At 61.0% G+C, this 18,129-nt stretch carries 23 protein-coding genes; 6 read left to right on the forward strand and 17 right to left on the reverse strand.

The features are described 5' to 3' along the window. Positions 1-241: 241 nt before the first annotated feature. From GC125_RS19185 to GC125_RS19255, 15 genes are all read right to left on the reverse strand, one after another. Complete coding sequence (locus GC125_RS19185; RefSeq protein WP_151987183.1) at positions 242-1,186, reverse strand: flagellin N-terminal helical domain-containing protein; 945 nt, start codon at positions 1,184-1,186, stop codon at positions 242-244. A gap of 256 nt (positions 1,187-1,442) precedes the next feature. Next, positions 1,443-2,180, reverse strand: coding sequence for a flagellar type III secretion system pore protein FliP (gene fliP, locus GC125_RS19190; protein WP_151987185.1), 738 nt, complete (start codon positions 2,178-2,180; stop codon positions 1,443-1,445). Then, complete coding sequence (locus GC125_RS19195) at positions 2,177-2,662, reverse strand: flagellar basal body-associated FliL family protein (protein ID WP_151987187.1); 486 nt, start codon at positions 2,660-2,662, stop codon at positions 2,177-2,179. Before GC125_RS19195 ends, fliP begins: the two co-directional genes overlap by 4 nt. A 29-nt stretch (positions 2,663-2,691) precedes the next feature. Further along, positions 2,692-3,402, reverse strand: a complete 711-nt coding sequence (gene flgH, locus GC125_RS19200) for a flagellar basal body L-ring protein FlgH (protein ID WP_151987189.1) — start codon at positions 3,400-3,402, stop codon at positions 2,692-2,694. Then, positions 3,399-3,914, reverse strand: a complete 516-nt coding sequence (locus GC125_RS19205) for a MotE family protein (RefSeq protein WP_502706113.1) — start codon at positions 3,912-3,914, stop codon at positions 3,399-3,401. The genes flgH and GC125_RS19205 overlap by 4 nt, the downstream gene beginning before the upstream one ends. Positions 3,915-3,925: 11 nt before the next feature. Further along, positions 3,926-5,059 (reverse strand): flagellar basal body P-ring protein FlgI, encoded by a 1,134-nt coding sequence (locus tag GC125_RS19210; RefSeq protein WP_502706076.1) that lies wholly within the window; start codon positions 5,057-5,059, stop codon positions 3,926-3,928. Continuing rightward, complete coding sequence (gene flgA, locus GC125_RS19215; protein ID WP_286165578.1) at positions 5,056-5,532, reverse strand: flagellar basal body P-ring formation chaperone FlgA; 477 nt, start codon at positions 5,530-5,532, stop codon at positions 5,056-5,058. Before flgA ends, GC125_RS19210 begins: the two co-directional genes overlap by 4 nt. A 30-nt stretch (positions 5,533-5,562) precedes the next feature. After that, positions 5,563-6,351: a flagellar basal-body rod protein FlgG gene (gene flgG / locus GC125_RS19220; protein WP_151987191.1), complete on the reverse strand. Its 789-nt coding sequence runs from the start codon at positions 6,349-6,351 to the stop codon at positions 5,563-5,565. 13 nt (positions 6,352-6,364) lie between these two features. Continuing rightward, positions 6,365-6,715, reverse strand: coding sequence for a flagellar hook-basal body complex protein FliE (fliE, locus tag GC125_RS19225; protein ID WP_151987192.1), 351 nt, complete (start codon positions 6,713-6,715; stop codon positions 6,365-6,367). Beyond that, entirely contained in the window at positions 6,712-7,131 is a 420-nt protein-coding gene (flgC, locus tag GC125_RS19230) for a flagellar basal body rod protein FlgC (protein WP_151988097.1), read from the reverse strand. Before flgC ends, fliE begins: the two co-directional genes overlap by 4 nt. A 2-nt stretch (positions 7,132-7,133) precedes the next feature. Next, entirely contained in the window at positions 7,134-7,514 is a 381-nt protein-coding gene (flgB, locus tag GC125_RS19235) for a flagellar basal body rod protein FlgB (RefSeq protein ID WP_151987194.1), read from the reverse strand. 76 nt (positions 7,515-7,590) lie between these two features. Continuing rightward, positions 7,591-8,142 carry a flagellar protein gene (locus GC125_RS19240; RefSeq protein ID WP_151987196.1) on the reverse strand — a complete coding sequence of 184 codons (552 nt, stop codon included), beginning with the start codon at positions 8,140-8,142 and terminating at the stop codon, positions 7,591-7,593. After that, positions 8,139-9,545, reverse strand: coding sequence for a flagellar protein export ATPase FliI (gene fliI / locus GC125_RS19245; RefSeq protein WP_151987198.1), 1,407 nt, complete (start codon positions 9,543-9,545; stop codon positions 8,139-8,141). The genes GC125_RS19240 and fliI overlap by 4 nt, the downstream gene beginning before the upstream one ends. Positions 9,546-9,629: 84 nt before the next feature. Further along, positions 9,630-10,358: a flagellar basal-body rod protein FlgF gene (gene flgF, locus GC125_RS19250; RefSeq protein ID WP_151987200.1), complete on the reverse strand. Its 729-nt coding sequence runs from the start codon at positions 10,356-10,358 to the stop codon at positions 9,630-9,632. A 3-nt stretch (positions 10,359-10,361) separates the two neighbouring features. Next, a complete protein-coding gene (locus GC125_RS19255; protein WP_151987202.1) occupies positions 10,362-11,144 on the reverse strand; it encodes a DUF1217 domain-containing protein in 783 nt (260 codons plus the stop codon). Positions 11,145-11,346: 202 nt separating this feature from the next. Here GC125_RS19255 and motA point away from each other — a divergent pair, with 202 nt between their 5' ends. From motA to GC125_RS19285, 6 genes are read left to right on the forward strand one after another with little or no spacing between them, the layout of a single operon-like run. Beyond that, a complete protein-coding gene (gene motA / locus GC125_RS19260; RefSeq protein WP_151987204.1) occupies positions 11,347-12,219 on the forward strand; it encodes a flagellar motor stator protein MotA in 873 nt (290 codons plus the stop codon). 10 nt (positions 12,220-12,229) lie between these two features. Beyond that, on the forward strand, positions 12,230-13,150 hold the full coding sequence (locus GC125_RS19265) for a FliM/FliN family flagellar motor switch protein (RefSeq protein ID WP_199864651.1): 921 nt from the start codon (positions 12,230-12,232) through the stop codon (positions 13,148-13,150). A gap of 31 nt (positions 13,151-13,181) precedes the next feature. Continuing rightward, positions 13,182-13,838 carry a flagellar motor switch protein FliN gene (gene fliN, locus GC125_RS19270; protein ID WP_151987208.1) on the forward strand — a complete coding sequence of 219 codons (657 nt, stop codon included), beginning with the start codon at positions 13,182-13,184 and terminating at the stop codon, positions 13,836-13,838. A 28-nt stretch (positions 13,839-13,866) separates the two neighbouring features. Next, positions 13,867-14,898 (forward strand): flagellar motor switch protein FliG, encoded by a 1,032-nt coding sequence (locus GC125_RS19275; protein WP_151987210.1) that lies wholly within the window; start codon positions 13,867-13,869, stop codon positions 14,896-14,898. 52 nt (positions 14,899-14,950) lie between these two features. Beyond that, complete coding sequence (gene flhB / locus GC125_RS19280) at positions 14,951-16,039, forward strand: flagellar biosynthesis protein FlhB (RefSeq protein WP_151987212.1); 1,089 nt, start codon at positions 14,951-14,953, stop codon at positions 16,037-16,039. A gap of 5 nt (positions 16,040-16,044) precedes the next feature. Then, complete coding sequence (locus tag GC125_RS19285; RefSeq protein WP_151987214.1) at positions 16,045-16,488, forward strand: BspJ family T4SS effector nucleomodulin; 444 nt, start codon at positions 16,045-16,047, stop codon at positions 16,486-16,488. 49 nt (positions 16,489-16,537) lie between these two features. On the opposite strand, the gene GC125_RS19290 is transcribed toward GC125_RS19285, so the two are convergent. Both GC125_RS19290 and visN read right to left on the reverse strand, forming a co-directional pair. Beyond that, complete coding sequence (locus GC125_RS19290) at positions 16,538-17,278, reverse strand: helix-turn-helix transcriptional regulator (protein WP_151987216.1); 741 nt, start codon at positions 17,276-17,278, stop codon at positions 16,538-16,540. Positions 17,279-17,291: 13 nt separating this feature from the next. Continuing rightward, positions 17,292-17,963 (reverse strand): transcriptional regulator VisN, encoded by a 672-nt coding sequence (gene visN / locus GC125_RS19295; protein WP_151987218.1) that lies wholly within the window; start codon positions 17,961-17,963, stop codon positions 17,292-17,294. Positions 17,964-18,129 lie beyond the last annotated feature (166 nt).

An 18,129-nucleotide genomic window follows, 5' to 3' on the forward strand; every position in this document is an offset into this window, starting at 1 on the left:
AGCGCGTCATGTGCGAGACGAAAGGCTTCATGCATGTCGGCGAGTGACTCGACGACGTTTCGTCTGTGAGGAGGATTACAATCTATTTAGGTTAATGCAATGCTAACATACGGCTCCGAACATTTACCATTTGTCGCTTTCATCGCAAAAAATGCAAAAACGCCGCGGTCCGGATGGACCGCGGCGTTTGTCAGTGTTGGTCGGTGACGGGCGTTTCCACCCGAAACCGTGAGAGCTGATCTTAGCCGAAGAGCTGCAGGATGTTCTGCGACTGCGAGTTCGCAATCGACAGCGACTGGATACCGAGCTGCTGCTGCGTCTGCAGAGCGCGAAGGCGGGTGGACTCTTCGTTCATGTCGGCATCCACGAGGCGGCCGATACCGCTGTCGATGGAATTCTTAAGGTCCGAAACGAAGTCACCCTGCATCTCGACGCGCTTCTTCACGGCACCGAGATCGGCAGCGGCATCGGTCATGCTCTGGAGAACAGAGTCCACGCCGGACAAGGCGTTCGAAAGATCACCAGCCGACATGTCGGTGATGTCGAGGTTCATGACGTTCACGCCGCTCAGCGATGCGGAGGTGCCGCTGGCATTGGTGTAAGTTAGGTCGTTGGACAGAAGACCATTGCCGGAAGCAACGTAACCACCAGAAGCGTTGACTTCGATCAGCGACGTGGCGGTCGTGTCGATGTCGAGGGTGGTCAGGCTGACATTGTTGCTGGCGTCACGGTTGAACGAACCAACAACGGCCTTCGTGGTCGCCGAGTTGTTGTCGTCGTGATAGAGCCAGTTTTCGCCGTTGAACGAGGAGGACTTGGTCAGGCTGGTCAGCTGCTCTTGGAGCTGCGTGATTTCCTTCTGAACCTTGGCCTTGTCGACGCCCGGTTCGGAAGCTGCAACCAGCTTGGTCTTGATTTCGTCAACGACTTCGATGGCGGCGTTCATACCGGTGTAGGCGGTATCGATCTTGGCAGCGCCGAGGCCGAGTGCGTCCTGAACCGACGAGAGTGCCTTGTTGTCCGAACGCATGGTGGTTGCGATCGACCAGTAAGCGGCGTTGTCGGAAGCTTCGCCGACTTTCATGCCCGACGAGATGCGGCCCTGGGTCGTGGACATTTCGGAATTGATCGAACGCAGCGTCTGGAGAGCAGACATGGCCGACGTGTTGGTGAGAAGGCTCGTCATTTGAGTAATCCCTTGGACTAAATACTTTTCAGGGACATACCGGACTGCAAAGGATTACCGGCAATGGCGGTTTAGGCATCATGCCACTCTGCTCAGACCTCGGTCAGAAGCGAACCCGCCATGTTGAGACCAACTTCGCCGAGGCCGCTTTCCAAACACTTAATCGGCCCGCCAGACGGCCGTGCAACGACCAACTCCGGGGCGATAACCAGATTTATGGTTAAGGGAAGTCTAAGATAAGGGATGGGCTACGGGCTCAGACGAACGAGCGCACCAGGGAGCCAACAAGCAGGTTCCAGCCATCGATCAATACGAAAAACAGAATCTTGAACGGCAATGAAATGGCCGTAGGCGGCAGCATCATCATGCCCATCGACATGGTGATCGTCGCAACAACGAGGTCGATGACGAGAAACGGCAGCACGATGAGAAAGCCGATCTCGAAGCCGCGTCGGATCTCCGAAATCATGAACGCCGGGGTGAGCACGCGCAGGTCGATCACGCCGTCTGTTTCGACGGTTTGGCCGCGTTCGGTCGCGATGTCGATGAAGAGGTTCAGATCCTCGTCGCGCGTATTGGCCATCATGAAGTCGCGGAAGGGATCGGCGATCAGCTCGATGGCTTGCGTCTCGTCGATCTGCTCTTCCATCAGTGGCTGGACGCCTTCCGACCATGCCCGATCGAAAGTAGGCGCCATGATGTAGAATGTCATGAAGAGGGCAAGGGAAACGAGGATGACGTTCGCAGGCGTCGTCTGCAGGCCCATGCCGGCGCGCAGGATCGCGAATGCAATGATCAGCCGAGGAAAGCTGGTCACCATGATCAGGATGCCGGGCGCAACCGACAGAACGGTGATCAGGCCGAAGGTTCGGATGATCCAGCTCGCGACGGACCCATCGATGGGCGCCTCGAAAAGACCGGGATCAATCCCCTGGGCCTGGGCACTGGCAATCAACGCCATCATGGCGAAGCCAGCTATGAGCAATCGGTTCATTCGATCACGAAGGTCCTGAACATGAGGCTGGCTACCTTGCCTTGCGAGCGCAACGCGGCCCGTTCGGTCAGGTCTTCCTTGAGGTGCTGGAAACCTCGGGCGCCCTCGATCTGCTGCAGCGAGACGGTGCGCAGATAGGCGACGATATCCTGATGAACCGTCTGCGCCATCGCGTCGTCGGCCATGTCGGCGAACACCAGCGAGACTTCGAGGCGGATCCAATTTTCAGATGGATAGGCAAGATTGGTGGTGATTGGATCGAGCGCGACCACCTTGGGAGCAGCATGCGCCTCGCCCCCAGCTTCGTCGCCATGAGCCTCGGCTTCGTCTTCCGGCACGGCCGCCTCGACCTGCGGTGCGAGCATGCCGCCAACGACCCATCCACCACCGGCTGCAACAGCCGACAGGACCAGAACCACGGCGATCGTGATCATCGCCGAAGGCTTCTTCGGCGCGTTGCCCGTTTCTTCAGGTGTCGTCATGTCACCCCCGTCGCCCGTTCCTGCCGCATTCAGATCGGCGAATAGATATCGACGAACTGCTGACCGACCGGAGGCTGCTGAACCTCGGTCAACCGGCCGCGTCCCCCATAGGAAATGCGCGTTTCGGCGATCTTTTCATAAGAGATTCGGTTGAACGCGTCGACATCGCGCGGACGCGCTATCCCCGCAATATTGAGGATGCGAAGTTCCTGATTGACGCGGACTTCCTGGGACCCGCTGATCACCAGGTTTCCGTTCTCCAAGATGCCCGTGACGACGGCGGCAACACTCAGGCGCAATTGCTCTGAACGAGCGGTTGAGCCCGAGCCATTCGTCGATGTGTTCGAGCCGAAGTCGATATCCGCTTCGCCGGCGCCGCTGCCGCCGAAAATGTTATAGGCACCGCCCAATCCGATGCCGCTGTTGTTGACGCGGCTGCGTTCGGTCTCGTTATCGAAGGCAGCGCGGTCATTGATCGCGATGTCGACTGTCAGGATGTCACCGACATTGATCGCTCGCGCATCCTTGAACAGGGCGCTCTGGCTATCTTGCCAGATCGAGAAGCTGCGATTGGTCGTTAGCGGCTGCTTCGGATAAAGCGCCATCTGAGGCGTCTGGCCGTAGGTCAAGCCGGCACCGACCGGGCTCATGGCCGGCGCGCGCCCGATCTCGTTGAAGGTCTGCGAATTGCAGCCGGTGAGAACCGCAAGCGTCGCGAGAAGGGTCAGGCGGCGGATCATGACGGGTTTCTCGATGTGGTTTCATCCGCAGCACTTGCAATCACCGAGGTCAGCGCGGCTGCGATCTGGGTGTCCATCTCATTGAGAATTTGGCTGGCAATGCGCGGGCTGAGCTTCATGATGATCGCTGCCGCGATTTCGGCATTCACGTTTTCAAGGCGCTCGGCAGCCGCATCCGGGCGCATCCCCTTGTAGATATCGATGAGCCCCTGCTCCGCCTGCAACAGAAAATCGTTGCGGCGCTTGAGCCAGTCTTCGTACTCGGCGCGGCGCTCTTCGAGAACGACGATGCGCTCGTCGATTCCGGCCTGCAGGGTGTCGAGCTCCTGCTTCTGCAAGATATAGCGCCGATCACGGGCCGCGTCGGCAATGTTGGTGCAATAGGCTTCGATATCGGCGCTGATTGCCGGATCGACATTGCCTTGCGCGTTGGCGCCGCTCATCGACAGCGGCAGCGCGATCAGAAAGGCGCTAACGGCGCAGGCGTTGAAGCCAAGAAAGGCGAGTGCCATGCGTTTCATGCTCATTGCAGTACAAGCTCCGCCTGAAGTGCACCGGCCGATTTGATGCCCTGAAGAATGGAAATGATGCCGTCCGGCTTGACACCGATGCCGTTGAGGCCGGCGACAAGCGTCTGAAGGTTCGGCCCGTCGAGTATCGCGACCTGCCCGCCTTCGACGTCAGCATAAATGTCCGTGTTCGGTTCTTCTGCCGTCACGCCGTCGGAGAAGGGCAGCGGCTGTACGATGGTCGGTGTCTCGTTGACCCGGACCGTCAGCGTCCCGTAGCTGACTGCCACCGGCGAAATGCGCACGTCGTGGCCAATGACGATCGTCCCGGTCTTCTCGTTGACCACCACGCGCGCGGGCGCATCAGGAACGAGTGTCAGGCCTTCGATTTCAGCCAGAAAGCGCGTCAGCGCGCCTGCATTGGCTGGCTTCTTCACCGCGATCTCGGTGCTGTCGCGCGCTTCGGCAGTCGCCATCCCATAACGCTGGGTCGTATAGGCGTTGACCACGTCCGCAAGAGCGATCGCCGTGCCGAAATCAGGGTTGCGGAGCTGGAAAACGAGATGATCGGCAGCCTCGAACTGAGCACCGACTTCACGCTCGATGATCGCGCCGTTCGGCACGCGACCGGCAGTCGTCACGCCTTGGGTCAATTCCTGCGCCTGGCCTTCGGCCTGAAAGCCGGACACGACCACGCTGCCCTGGGCCACCGCATAGATCTGGCCGTCGGCACCAGACAGCGACGTCATCACCAATGTTCCGCCACGCAGCGAGGTCGCATCTCCGAGCGAACCCACCGTGACGTCGACCCGCGAACCGGCGCTCGCGAAAGGCGGAAGTGTCGCCGTCACCATGACCGCCGCGACGTTGTTGGCATTGGTCGCACGCCCATCGGTCGAGATGCCGAGATTCTGCAGCATTGCCCGCAGCGACTGTTCCGTGAAGGGCGATGCACGCAACCCATCGCCGGTGCCCTGAAGCCCGACGACCAGGCCGTACCCGATCAGCTGATTGTCGCGCGCGCTTTGGACCTGCGCGATGTCCTTGATACGCGAGTTTGCGTCAGCACTGCCGACGAGGCCGCCCGACAGCAGCATCAGTGATGCCACAAGCATGATGACGAAGCGGCCAGAGTTCCCCGATTTCATTGTGCGATGACCTGCACGGTGCCGTTGGCCATCACGGTGCCCGAAACGGTGCTGCCGCTTTCCAGGTTGCGCACCTGGATGAAGTCGCCAATGGCAGCGGATTTCAGCGGACTACCCGAAGCCGTGATCACCAAGCCCCCATTGGAATAGATGAGCTTGACCGGATGCCCACGTTCAACCGCATAGGACGCACGGACGGCCGACATCGGGATCACGCGGCCGGGAAGCAGCGTGCGGCGCGCCACGGCACCTTCGAGCTCCGCCATGGACGAGATGTAGTCGGCACGAATGTTCGGATTGGTCACTTCGACTTCGCGCATCAGTGCGATGTCGATTTCCTGCCCGGGATAGACGACCTCGTTGGGAACCACCGCGACTGGTTCGCTTGCCTTCGCGGGGGTACTTAAACCCGCCGCAAGGGCGAGCGCCGCCGTCAGCATCTTGAACGTGGCCATGTGCGTGCGAAGAGCCATCATGTGCGTCCGCTTCAATCCTAAAATCCGTCAGCGAATGCCTTGCGACACCACAGACGCCATCTCATCAGCCGCCTGAATGATCTTCGAGTTCATCTCATAGGCGCGCTGCGCCGAGATGAGATCGGTGATCTCCTTCACCGGATCGACGTTCGAGGCTTCCAGATATCCCTGCTGGATGCGCGCGAAACCGGCATCGTCGGGAGCACCCACGACGGCGGCGCCCGAGGCCGGCGTTTCGCGGAAGAGATTTTCGCCGAGCGGCTCGAGCCCGGCCTCGTTGACGAAGTTCGAGAGCTCCATTTGACCGAGCTCCTGCAGATCGACCTGGTTCTCGACACGGGCGAAGACCTGGCCGGACCGGCTGACCACGATCTCGCTCGCATTCTGCGGCACGATGATTGCCGGCTGGATGCGATAGCCGTCGGCCGTCACCAGTTCGCCCTCGGCATTCGTGTTGAACGCACCGGAACGTGTGTAGAGCGTGTCGCCTTCCGCCGTCTCGACCTGGAACCAGCCTCGGCCAATCAGCGCGAGGTCGAGGTTGTTGCCGGTGGTGACCAGCGATCCCTGGATATGCAGGTTGCGCACCGCAGTTGTCTGGACGCCGAGGCCGATATAGGCGCCTTCCGGCACCACGGCGGAGTCCGCCCGGTTCGGCACGCCCTGCTGGCGCTCGACCTGGTAGAGCAGATCGGAGAACTCTGCACGCGAGCGCTTGAAGCCCGTCGTGTTGATGTTGGCGATGTTGTTGGCGATGACTTCCAGATTCAATTGCTGGGCGTTCATGCCGGTCGCAGCGATGGCGAGAGCTTTCATGGTCTGGACGTCCTTAAATCTGCATTCGGCTGACTTCGAGGTAGGCGGTCACGATCTTGTCGCGGATCGCGATCGCCGTCTGAAGCGTCTGTTCCGCCGTCATTACCGCATCCACCACTTCGCGCATGTCGGCCTGCCCGTTGATGCCGTCGAGGGAGGATTGCTCGGCACCGCGCAGGTTGCCGACCATGTCGGTGGCCATGCTGGCAAGCGTCGCACCGAAATCGCCGCCGGTCGGTGCGATCCCTTGCGCCTGGCCCGTAAGCGGCGTCTGCAGGATAGAGGAACTGCTGCCCGTCTCCGAAGCGCCTTCCATGGCGCGCGTAAAGGACAGAGCCGAGACGTTCTGGATGCCGCCGATCATTGCGAGGCTCTCAACAGGTCGATTGTCATCGAAATCAGCTCTCGCGTTTGCTTGATCGTCTGAAGGTTGGATTCGTAAGCCCGGTTGGCTTCGCGCATGTCCGCCATCTCGACCAGCACATTGACGTTCGGCTTCTTCACCATGCCGTTCTCATCGGCAGCCTTGTTGCCGGGATCGTATTCGACGGTGAAGTCGCTGGTATCCTCGTCGACCGAACCGACATTGACGAGCGAGGCGCCGGAAACGCGATCGAGCTCGGCATTGAAATCGACGATCTTGCGCCGATAGGGATCTCCGCCCGGCAGGCTGGAGGTGGACTGGGCGTTGGCGAGGTTTTCTGAAACCACACGAAGCCGCGTGGTTTGCGCCTCAAGCCCGGAAGCCGCGATCTTGAGCGATGCAGTCAGTGGATCGATTGTCATGCGCGCACCGTCTGCAGCATCATGCGGTGAAACGTGCGAACGAGATTGGTGCTGAGCTCCATATTCCGCTTGATCTCACCGGTCTTGCGAAGCTCGTCCGCAAGCGTGACGGAATTGCCGGAAACCTGGACCTCGACGCCGTCCTGGACGGTTTTCGAAGAAACCGAGTTGCGCATCTCGTCCTCGATGAAGTGCGCCGGATGCGTGGCCGCCATGCGGTTGCCCGTTTCCTTCAGCACGTCTTCGAACGGGGCTACCTCGCGGGAGGCATAGCCTGGCGTATTGGCGTTGGCGATGTTTCCCGCCACGACGGTCTGACGCACCGAAAGCCAATGGGCTTGTCTGGACGCAAGATCGAAAAGTTGAATGGGTTCCATGCCGGTCTCCGCTGGATCGTTCCGCTTGGATGACCGAACCTAGGCTCTCAATCTTGCGTCAGACTGGTGGAAGACGTCAGCGCTCGATGATGGCGCCTTCGGACGTGACGATCACCCAGATGCCGTCGCGCCGCTCGAGCCGGGCAAGCCGGCTGTTATCCGGAAGCACCGAGCCGATCTGCACCATGTACATGCCGGCGGAATCCTCGATCAGAGCACGACCATTGGCCACATGCAGCAGGCGAAAGGCGTTGGATCCCGGAAACGGTTGGTTGAGCGGATCGGCGACGCCAGCCTCGGGCTCTTCCTCGATTGGTGGCTCGGGTACGGTCGCCGTCATGAGCATGTCGAATTCGCCCTCGCCGGACGGCTCCCCTTCCAGGACGATCGGCGAGGCGCTCATCCTGCCCGTGCCTGGCCACTCCGACAGCGGCCGATCGGTCGAGTAGGTCATCGGCCTGACACCGAAGGATTCCTGATGGAAGAAGACGTACCAGGGGAAAAACGCCGCACCCACGGCGAGAGCGATGCCGCCGCCGATGATCGCCGTGTCGGCATTGAACAGGCGGCGCAGCAAAGGCTCGGGCGGCAAGGTGTCGTCGAAGAAGGTTTCCTGCTCGTCGCTCATTTGCGTCCCTTGCTTGGCTCTGATTGCGGTGTGCCGGGTTGGATAAGACCGGCCGCCTTCTTCATCTCGTGGGCCAGATCGTCGAATGCGTCGGCGGCCGGCGGATCGTCGGGACCTTGCCTCAGGACCTCGTAGACGACCGGGACCTGCTTGACCGCCATGTCCATGTCCGCGTCGGTGCCCGGCCTGTAGCCACCGATCAGTCGGAGATCGCGGGTCTCTTCGAAACGATGGATCAACGCCTTCAGCCGCGTGACCAGCTTTTCCTCGTCACCGGCCCAGGCCTTGCGGGCGAGACGAGAGATGGATGCGAGTGGATCGATCGGCGGATATCGCCCTTCTTCCGCCAGCGTCCGGCTGAGCACGATGTGCCCGTCGAGAATGCCGCGTGTCGCATCGGCGACGGGGTCGTTGTGATTGTCGCCATCGACGAGGATCGACACGATGGCCGTGATCGAACCCGCGTCGCGGCCGCCTGGCCCTGCCCGCTCGAGAAGCTTCGGCAGCTCGGTAAAGACGGATGCCGGATAGCCGCGCGCGATCGGTGCTTCGCCCGACGCAATACCCACCTCGCGCACTGCATGAGCAAAGCGCGTGACGCTGTCGACGATCATCAGCACGTTCTGACCGGCGTCACGGAAATATTCGGCGACCGTCATCGCTGTCAGCGGTGCGAGCCGGCGCAGCATCGGCGACTCGTCGCTCGTCGCCACGACGACGACGCTTTTCGCCAGATTGTCACCGAGCGTATCCTCGATGAATTCCCGCACTTCGCGGCCGCGCTCGCCGACAAGCGAGATGACGACGCGGTCAAAGGCGCTTGCCCTTGCGATCATCGACAACAGCGTCGATTTTCCGACACCCGAGCCGGCGAAGACGCCAAGTCGCTGTCCCAGACAGATCGGTGAGAAGATATCGATCGCCCGAACGCCGGTCCGAAGCGGCGTCTCGACGCGCTGGCGGCTCATCGACGGCGGCGGCTGACTGACGACGGAGCGACGCTTGGCTCCCGGCATCATTTCCGGACCGCCGTCGATCGGCTGGCCCATGGCGTTGATCGTGCGCCCACACCAGGACTGGTCCGGCGCGACCTTGAAGGCGCCGCGGCTGAAGACGGTTTCATTGACCCCGATCGGCTCCCCGGCTTCGATCGGGCAGACCACCACCGTGTCCGTGTCCACCTTGACCACTTCGCCGAGATGGTCGCCGCTCTTGCTGCGGTGAACGACGAATTCACCCAGGCGCACATGGCGCGAGAGACCGGATACCGTGTAGTGGCCGGCGGCGATCGACTGGACATAGCCGCCATAGCGGATGGCCTCGCTTGGCTCGGCGAATTTGCGGGCCACCTTGGCGAGCGCATCCAGCTTTTCGGATCGGTGCGAATGGGAGTGCACGCTCATGTCGCTTTCTGCCCGGCTTCAGGCCGACTGGAGCGTTTCCAGGTGAAGTGGATACCGCTTCACCGTTCGGAAACGCCAAGTACCTTAGGTGTTGCTGCCGCCAAGCGTGCGGATTGCGTCCTGCTTGATCCGTTCGGCATCGCGAACGAGCGCGGAGACGTTCTCGAACTGACGCGTGACCATGATCAGCTGCGTCATCTCTGAGACGGCATTGACATTGGACTGCTCGATGAAGCCCTGGGCGACACCCACATCGAAGCGATCGACGACAGGCTCGGCCTCGCCGTTGGGCAGGATCGCGCTGTTGTCGTGTCGGCTGTAGCCATTAGCGGGGTCGAACGTGAAAAGTCCGATGGCCGAGAGCTGCACGCCGTTCTGGCGCAGGGCGCCGTCGCGGGAAACTTCCGGTTCGCCGCCCGCCGCGTCGAGCTGGATGGCGCCGCCGCCCGGATCGAGGACCGGGTAGCCGTTCAGCGTCACGAGCGAACCATCCTCGGTCATCGTGAAGCGGCCGTCCCGCGTCAGCGCCGGGCCGGCAGGCGTTTCGATGGAAAACCAGGCATCGCCCTGCACCGCGAAATCAAGCGCACTGCCCGTCTGCTTCATGCCGCCATTGCGCGTAGACAGATAGTTTTCCCCCGAAGACACGAACGCGACGTCCGCGGGCCGGCGATTGTCGACCAGTTCCTCGAATTTCACTTCGGTGGCGCGAAAGCCGACCGTGTTGGAATTGGCGACATTGTCCGAGAGCGTCGTCAGGCGCCGCTCGAGCGCGATCTGAGACGACAGCGAGACGTAAAGAGCGGTATCCATGGATCACCGTCCTCCGAGCTTGAGTGTGTTGATGGACAGGAGAAGATCGGGCGAGATGCCCGCGGCCCCCTGCGTGCCGAAAAGACCGGATGTATTGGGAGTCCCCTGCGGCTGGTTCTTCATCTCCCAAAGCGTCGTGAAACGGTCGATGAAGTCGCCGAGCTTCGCGGGGTCCTTGAAATCGTCCAGGCTGAACTGATCTTCGAAATAAGCCGCCTGCTTGTCGATGTCGGTCGCGGCGAATTCGTCCGGCAGGTTGAGCGAGGTGCGAACGACTTCCGCAAGCGCTTCGTCGGCGAGGATTTCGTAGGTGTTCTCCAGCCGCGGCGCCATGCGCTCGAAATAAAGCGCGAGCCGTACGCCGCTGTTGTCGGCCCCCGCGCTCTCCTCGAGCGTCTGGCGCATGTACTTGTCGATGGTCTTCTGCTGCGCCGCGTCGAAGCTGGTCGCTGCCGCACCATGCGTTTCGAAATTGAACGCCTGCGCCAGCTCCTTATACCGCGTGTCAGCCAGCTTGTTGGCGAAGCTTTCGTCGTTGGTGACACCTTCGGTCAGGACCTTGCGAATGAAGGCCTTGGCATAGGCCATGTCTTCCAGACCGTGCGCCTTGAGCGCATAGCGATAGATGCGGTCGTCCGCCATGAACTCGTCGATCGATTTGACGTTGCCGATGGCCCCACGGAAATAGTCGGTTTCGCGGGCAACAAGGGGCTCTTCCGAAACGCGCTCGATCGAACGCGGCAAGTCGGAAGCAAGCAATCGATAACTTGTGAATGTCGTGGTCATTCGAAGAGACCCCCGCTCGTCGGCGCGAGAGGGCCCGCGCAGTTCAGCACCCTGAGTGCGAGCGATAGGTTGGCTGGCTTGCGCGAGGCTGGCTGACCTCCCGGCATGTTAATGGTTTGCTAATGAAACGCCGAGCAGCCAGCTTCACGCAAGCCCCGGTGCGTAGTCAGATTGCGACCACGCCAGCTGCGCGAGAGAATTCATGAACATCATTATCGGCCTCGTCCTGACATTCGGCTCCATCCTGGGCGGCTACATGGCAATGGGCGGCTATCTGCATGTTCTGTATCAGCCGTTTGAGCTGGTGATCATCGGCGGCGCGGCGCTCGGCGCCTTCATCATGGCGAACCCCGTCAAAACCATCAAAGATACGGGCAAGGCCGTTGGCGAAGCCTTGCGTTACAAGGTTCCGAAGCAGCGCGAATATCTCGATACGCTGGGCATTCTCTACATGCTGATGCGCGATCTGCGCGCCAAGTCGCGCAACGAGATCGAAAGCCACATCGACAATCCGGAAGAGTCCGAGCTGTTCAAGGCCGCGCCGACGGTGCTGGCCAACAAGGACCTCACCGCCTTCATCTGCGACTATGTCCGCCTCATCATCATCGGCAACGCCCGTCCCCACGAGATTGAATCTTTGATGGACGAGGAAATTCAGACGATCGTGCGTGATCGCATGAAGCCGTATCACTCGATGAATACCGTCTCGGACGCCTGCCCGGCCATCGGTATCATCGCCGCCGTTCTCGGCGTCATCAAGGCCATGGGCGCAATCGACCAGTCGCCCGAAATTCTCGGTGGCCTTATCGGCGCGGCGCTCGTTGGAACCTTCCTCGGCATCTTCCTGTCCTACAATGTGCTCGGTCCGCTCGCCACGAACATCAAGATCGTGCGCGAAAAGCAGAACCGCCTTTATGTGATCGTCAAGCAAACGCTGCTTGCCTACATGAACGGCTCGGTTCCGCAGGTCGCGCTGGAGCACGGCCGCAAGACCATCTCTGCCTATGAGCGTCCTTCGATCGACGCCGTCGAGCAGGAAATGATGAACCCCGGCGGCGACGCAAAGGCAGCCTGAGACGATGGGCATGGCAGTCACCAAACCCATGGATATCGCCCTCTTGGCCCGCATGACCGGGCGCCTCGGAGAGGCGCCCGTCATCGAGGCGCAAATGGCTGCCATCGGCAAGGCAACCGCCGATGGCCTGGCGAATGCACTTCTGCAGGCGACGAGCGTCCCAATGTCGATCGCTCCCGAAACTGCGCTGCAGGGCGTGCGCGCCGACATGGCCGCCACGTTCGGCGCTCAGGATGTGCTGTGCGAAACCACGATCGAAGGCTGGTCGCTGGACCTGCTGCTCGCAGTTGATTCATCGTTTGTCATTGCCATCACCGAGCGGCTGCTCGGCGGCGAGAGCGACGGCGTTCCCGCGTCGAGGCCATTGTCTGAAATCGAGCAGGACGTCGCGAAACTCCTTTTCGAAACCTTCGCCGAGACGATGCGCAAGGCGGTCTACCCGAAATGCGATCGGGCGATCTGCTCCAATCCGTTCCAGGGCCCGCTGAAGCGCGAGAGCGATGCGTCATCCGCCGACTTCACGGCCATCCTTGTCCTGGACGTCACCATCGGCAAAGCCAGTTTCAAACTGCGCGCCATGGTGCCACAGGCAGTCGTCCTGAAAACGAAGATTGCGGAGCCGGCCGCCGCAGCAAAGACCGACAACCGGCCGAAGCACTGGACCGAGCAGCTGAGCGACAAGGTCCAGAAGTCCAATGTCGGCCTAGAGGCCCGCGTTCGCCTGGTGCCGCTGTCGCTCGGCACAGTCGCGAAACTCCAGCCGGGCTCGATCATTCCGTTTGCCGATGAGAAGGACACGCGGGTCCTGCTGCGCGCCAACGGCAAGGACCTTTTCTGGTGCGAGCTCGGAAAGTCCGGCGAACGCTACATGGTGCGTCTTCAGGAGCGCCATGGCAGCGAAGAAGATCTGATGAAGGAACTGACCGCATGATGCGGCAGCGTATGTCGATGGAGACATGGGAATGGCTGGTCAGCCTGAATTGAACCGCGAAATCGAGCGCGGCGATGGCTCCGATGAGGAATTGAACCGGGCCATCGATGGTCTGCGTGGCGTGCTGCGCAAGGATACCGACGGAGTGACGTCGGCTGAGGATTTGGAGAGTGTCAGCGAAATGACGAATGCCGCAAAAGGACCGAGCAAGGCCTTCCCGGCCGATTTCGGCAGCGACTTCGACGATGGGCCGAGCCCCTTCGATGCAAGCCCTGCCGCACCCAGCCTCGACGGAATGTTTGGCGCCGAGACCCCAGAGTTCGACGACGAACCGACCGCAGCTCTTTTTGCGCCGGAGCCGGAGAAGCCTGTGCGCCGTACGAGCGACAGCCACCGGACAAAATCGAGCTCTGCGATCAACAACGTCGCCGAGACGGGCAATTACGATCTGGTGATGGACATCCCCATCGACATGCAGATCGTCCTCGGCACCAGCCGTCTGCCGGTGGCAAGCCTGATGAACCTTTCGGAAGGCTCGCTCATCGCACTGGATCGCCAGATCGGCGAGCCGGTCGACATTCTTGTGAACGGCCGTCATTTCGGCCGCGGCGAGATCACGGTGCTTGACGGTGATGATAACCGTTTCGGCATCCGCCTGATCGAAGTCATGACCGACAAATCGAAGTAAACCGACAGACAGCGAGAAGGGAAGCGCGATGAACGCGTTCACCGAATATGCACAGGCCGAGCCTTCACCGGCACTGACCAAGGCGCAGAAAGCAGCCGCAATCCTGATCGCAATGGGCAAGCCGGTCGCCGGCAAGCTTCTGAAGTATTTTGCCTCGTCCGAACTCCAGTTGATCATCGCCAACGCGCAGACATTGCGCACGATTCCGGCCGACGAGCTGGAAGGATTGGTGAGCGAGTTCGAAAACCTCTTCACCGAGGGTGCCGGCTTGATGGACAATGCCCGCGCCATGGAAGACATCCTCGACGAAGGCCTGCCGCCGGACGAAGTCGATGGCTTGCTCGGCCGTCGCACACCGTTCCAGGCATTCGAGACCTCGATCTGGGATCGCCTGCAGGATGCCGACCCCGTCGTCATCGGCAACTTCCTGTCGCGCGAACATCCGCAGACCGTCGCTTACATCGTCACTCAGCTTCCCTCGTCCTTCGCAGCGAAGACGCTGCTGCAGCTGCCCGACGAACGCCGCGCCGACATCGTCCACCGCACGGTGAACATGAAGGACGTCAATCCGAAGATCGCCGAGATCATTCACAAGCGGGTCGTCGATCTCGTTCAGGCGCTCGAGGCCGATCGCAACTCAACCGGCACCAACAAGGTTGCCGACATCATGAACGAGCTCGAGAAGCCCCAGGTCGACGCCCTTCTCGGTGCACTCGGCTCCATCAGCACCAAGGCCGTCGAGCGCGTTCGCCCCAAGATCTTCCTGTTCGAGGACATTCTGGAAATGCCGTCCAAGAGCCGCGTCATGCTGTTCGACGACATCTCCAACGATCTCATCACCGCAGCGCTGCGCGATACGCCGCCGGAACTGCGCGAGATGGTCCTCGCTTCGCTGGGCGCACGCCAGCGCCGCATGATCGAGGCGGATCTTGCCGGCGGCGGCGGATCGCCGCGTGACACTGAAGTCGCGCGCCGTTCGATCGCGCAGGAAGCGATCCGTCTGGCTGCGGCCGGCCGAATCGTCCTAAAAGAGCGCCGGGATACGCCGCAAGCCGCATGATGCTGCTCTGCCGGACGTAATGTCTTCCTGACGTTCCTACCATGGAGCCATGATGGCTGAGGGCCAGGATAAAGACAGCAAAACAGAAGAACCGTCAGAGAAGAAACTGCGCGACGCGATGGACAAGGGCAACGTGCCCTTCTCCCGCGAGCTGCCTCTCTTCGGTTCCGCTCTCGCGATCCTGATTTTCTTTGTCTTTTTTCTGCCGGCCGGCGCTGCGCGTCTGACCAGTTCGCTGGTCGACGTCTTCGAAAAGCCGGAGGAGCTTTCGCTGTCGACCGGCCAGGATGCCGTGTTCCTGTTCCGGCATCTGTTTCTGGAATCGGGCGCCGTCCTGTTGCCAGCCTTCGTGCTGATGATCAGTTTCGGCGTCGCGGCATCGGTGTTCCAGAACATGCCGCGCCCGGTTCTCGACCGCGTTCAGCCGAAGATGGAACGCATCTCCCTGATGAAGGGCATCAAGCGAATCTACAGCGTCAAGGGCATGGTGGAATTCGCCAAGTCGCTGTTCAAGATTCTGGTGGTCTCGTCGATCATCGGCGTCGTGCTCAGCGACGATTATTTCGGCGTCCTGGCCGCCATGTTTTCCGACCCCGCGACGATCATCGAGATGATGAGCGCCATGGTGGGTAAAGTCATCGTCGTCGTCCTGATCGCAACGGCGGCGATCGCAGCCGTCGACGTCCTGTGGACGCGGTTCGACTGGCACAACGATCTGCGTATGACGCGCCAGGAAGTGAAGGACGAATACAAGCAGTCCGAAGGCGACCCGATCGTCAAGTCGCGGCAGCGTTCGCTCGCCCGCGACCGCGCAAGGCGGCGCATGATCGCGTCCGTGCCGCGTGCCACGCTCGTCATCACCAACCCGACCCACTACGCCGTTGCTTTGCGCTATGTGCGCGAGGAAGGCGGCGCGCCTCTGGTCGTCGCCAAGGGCCAGGACCTCATCGCACTGAAGATTCGCGAGATCGCGCAGGACCACGGCATCCCGATTTTCGAGGAACCGCCACTTGCCCGCTCCATCTTTGCGCAAGTCTCCGTGGATAGTGTCATCCCCACGGAATTCTACCGGGCCGTCGCGGAACTGATTCATCAGGTCTACGCCAAGCCCGCACAGTCACAACCAGTCAAGGCCAGTTGACCGCCATGATGAAGACCAGCTGCACCGCCGAACGCGAAATGATCGTTGCCGAGGCACTGCGCCCGGTGGCCAGCGAATTGCGTCTCATCGACGCCGGCGACCTCATCTCGATGCTCAAATTCGAGTGCTATGGCGACCTCGCCGACCTCGTGGCCTCAGCGGCCGAGCTGTATTTCCTGCCCGGTACCGTTTCGCTCGGCATCGGCGGCGATTACTGGCTGGACTGGTCGACGCGGCCCCGCGTCGTGCTCGATCTGGAACTGCGGCCGGAAGGTGTGACCATCTACGCCCGCCTGACGCTCGAAGATGCGCAGGGCGGCGTGGAGATCAGCCACATCGCCTTCGACGATCCCTCCGAGGATCCGGAAGTGAACACGCTTCTGCTATCGGAAAGCCTGCTCAAGTCGCGCTTCCGCAAATCGGTCGGAGCACTCCAACTTCCGTACTAAAAAGGTGGCGCGTTAGCTCCGACGTCAGCCGGACACAGCTTGTGGGGTATCAGGCGAGATATCCGAGCCGAATGGCTTTGGCGATCGCCTGGATCCGGTTGACAGAATCGAGCTTCGCCGTTGCCGTGCCAAGATAGGCATTCACCGTGTGGACCGACAATTCCAGACGGTCGGCGATCGCTTCGGATTTCAGGCCGTCGCCTGCCAGTTGCAGGCATTCCAGTTCCCGCTCGTTGAGCTTCTGGCGCGGCGCCGCCTCTCGAATATCCAGCATCAGAAGAAGCTTCATCACCTTGAAACTGCGACGATGAAGGTTGAGCAGCATTTCCGCGTCGCAGGAAAGGTCTTCGCCCGCGAACACCGTCAGGCCGTTGCCGAGCCCACCGAGCTTAACCGGGAACGCGATCATATCGAGCCCATCGGCCGTCACCGGCAGGTATCCGACCGCACCCATCTGCGAGGCACAGCCGCTCAAGTCCGGCGAGCCGGCGAAACCGTGGATCAGCGGTGCGAGCGAGCGCTCCATATGGCCGATGACCGCACGGGAAAAGCGGGCATTGAAACCGCCTGCGATATCTCCGCTGCCTTTGCCAGCGCACCGGCTCAGCACGCAATGGGTGGCGGCCCGTGCCGCGTTCGGTGCCAGCCGGAGAAGAAAGCGGTTCTCGGCGCCGAGCCCTTCGGCCATGTCGCGCAGCTGCTCGTCGATCGCAGCCATCGAGCACTCTTTGTCCTTTACCTGGAAAGCCAGTTGCCCAGAGGTCTTGCTGTGACCGATTTGGATGTTCATGGCGGTTATCTCCTCAGATCAGGCTATGTCTGACAGCGTAAGCGATCGCTTCCGACCGGGTCTTGGTCGCCGTCTTGCGCATGATGCTCGTGATGTAGTTGTTCACCGTGTTGCGCGAGATGCCGATGATCATCGAGATCTCGTCACTGGTCTTGCCCTCTGCAATCCAGTTCAAGCACTCGATTTCACGTTCGGTGAGGTCGAGGACGCTGGCGGGAACGTACGTGGCTTCGTCGAAGCGCGCGGCGAAATAGGCGCTGAGCAACGCCACGTCATGGACCCGGTCGCGGGCCACGACGATATCGCTGCGAAAGAGAAAGATGACCGACAACCGCGCCTGGCCCGTGCAAAACGGAAAGGCGCAGTAGATGCGGCTCAGATGCTCGGGCAGCCTCAACGTCGCCGGGGCGCGGAGAAACGCGGGCTCCATGATCGCCATGCAGCGCTCGAGCTCGTTGCGCTTGGATTGATGCTTGATCACATATTGGCCAAGCGTCCGCACGAGGTCGAACGGCCAGTTGGATGAGACGATGTGATCGAAGCCGTCTTCGTTGAGCATGTCTTGGCGAGCGAGCATGTAATGCTCCGCTCCGACGAAGCTGCTCATGAGCTCAAAGCCGGCTGGCAGGTCGCCACGCTCGGCACATTGAGCCAGCTTGCCGATGAGAGCGCTGCGGTCGATCATGACAAATGACCGCCCGCGGATCCGTCATCCGCACATAGCAAAAGTGAGGACGCCCGCCCAGCGTCCGAAAAAAACATCACTCTTGGCTCCTTCGCCAAACGGTGTCGAAGATACGCAAGAACGCGATACGTTACGTAGCCAGATCGGTGATTCGTCCCTTAAGAAA

It is taken from the genome of Rhizobium sp. EC-SD404 (assembly GCF_902498825.1).
In the GTDB taxonomy this organism is placed as follows: Bacteria; Pseudomonadota; Alphaproteobacteria; order Rhizobiales; family Rhizobiaceae; genus Georhizobium.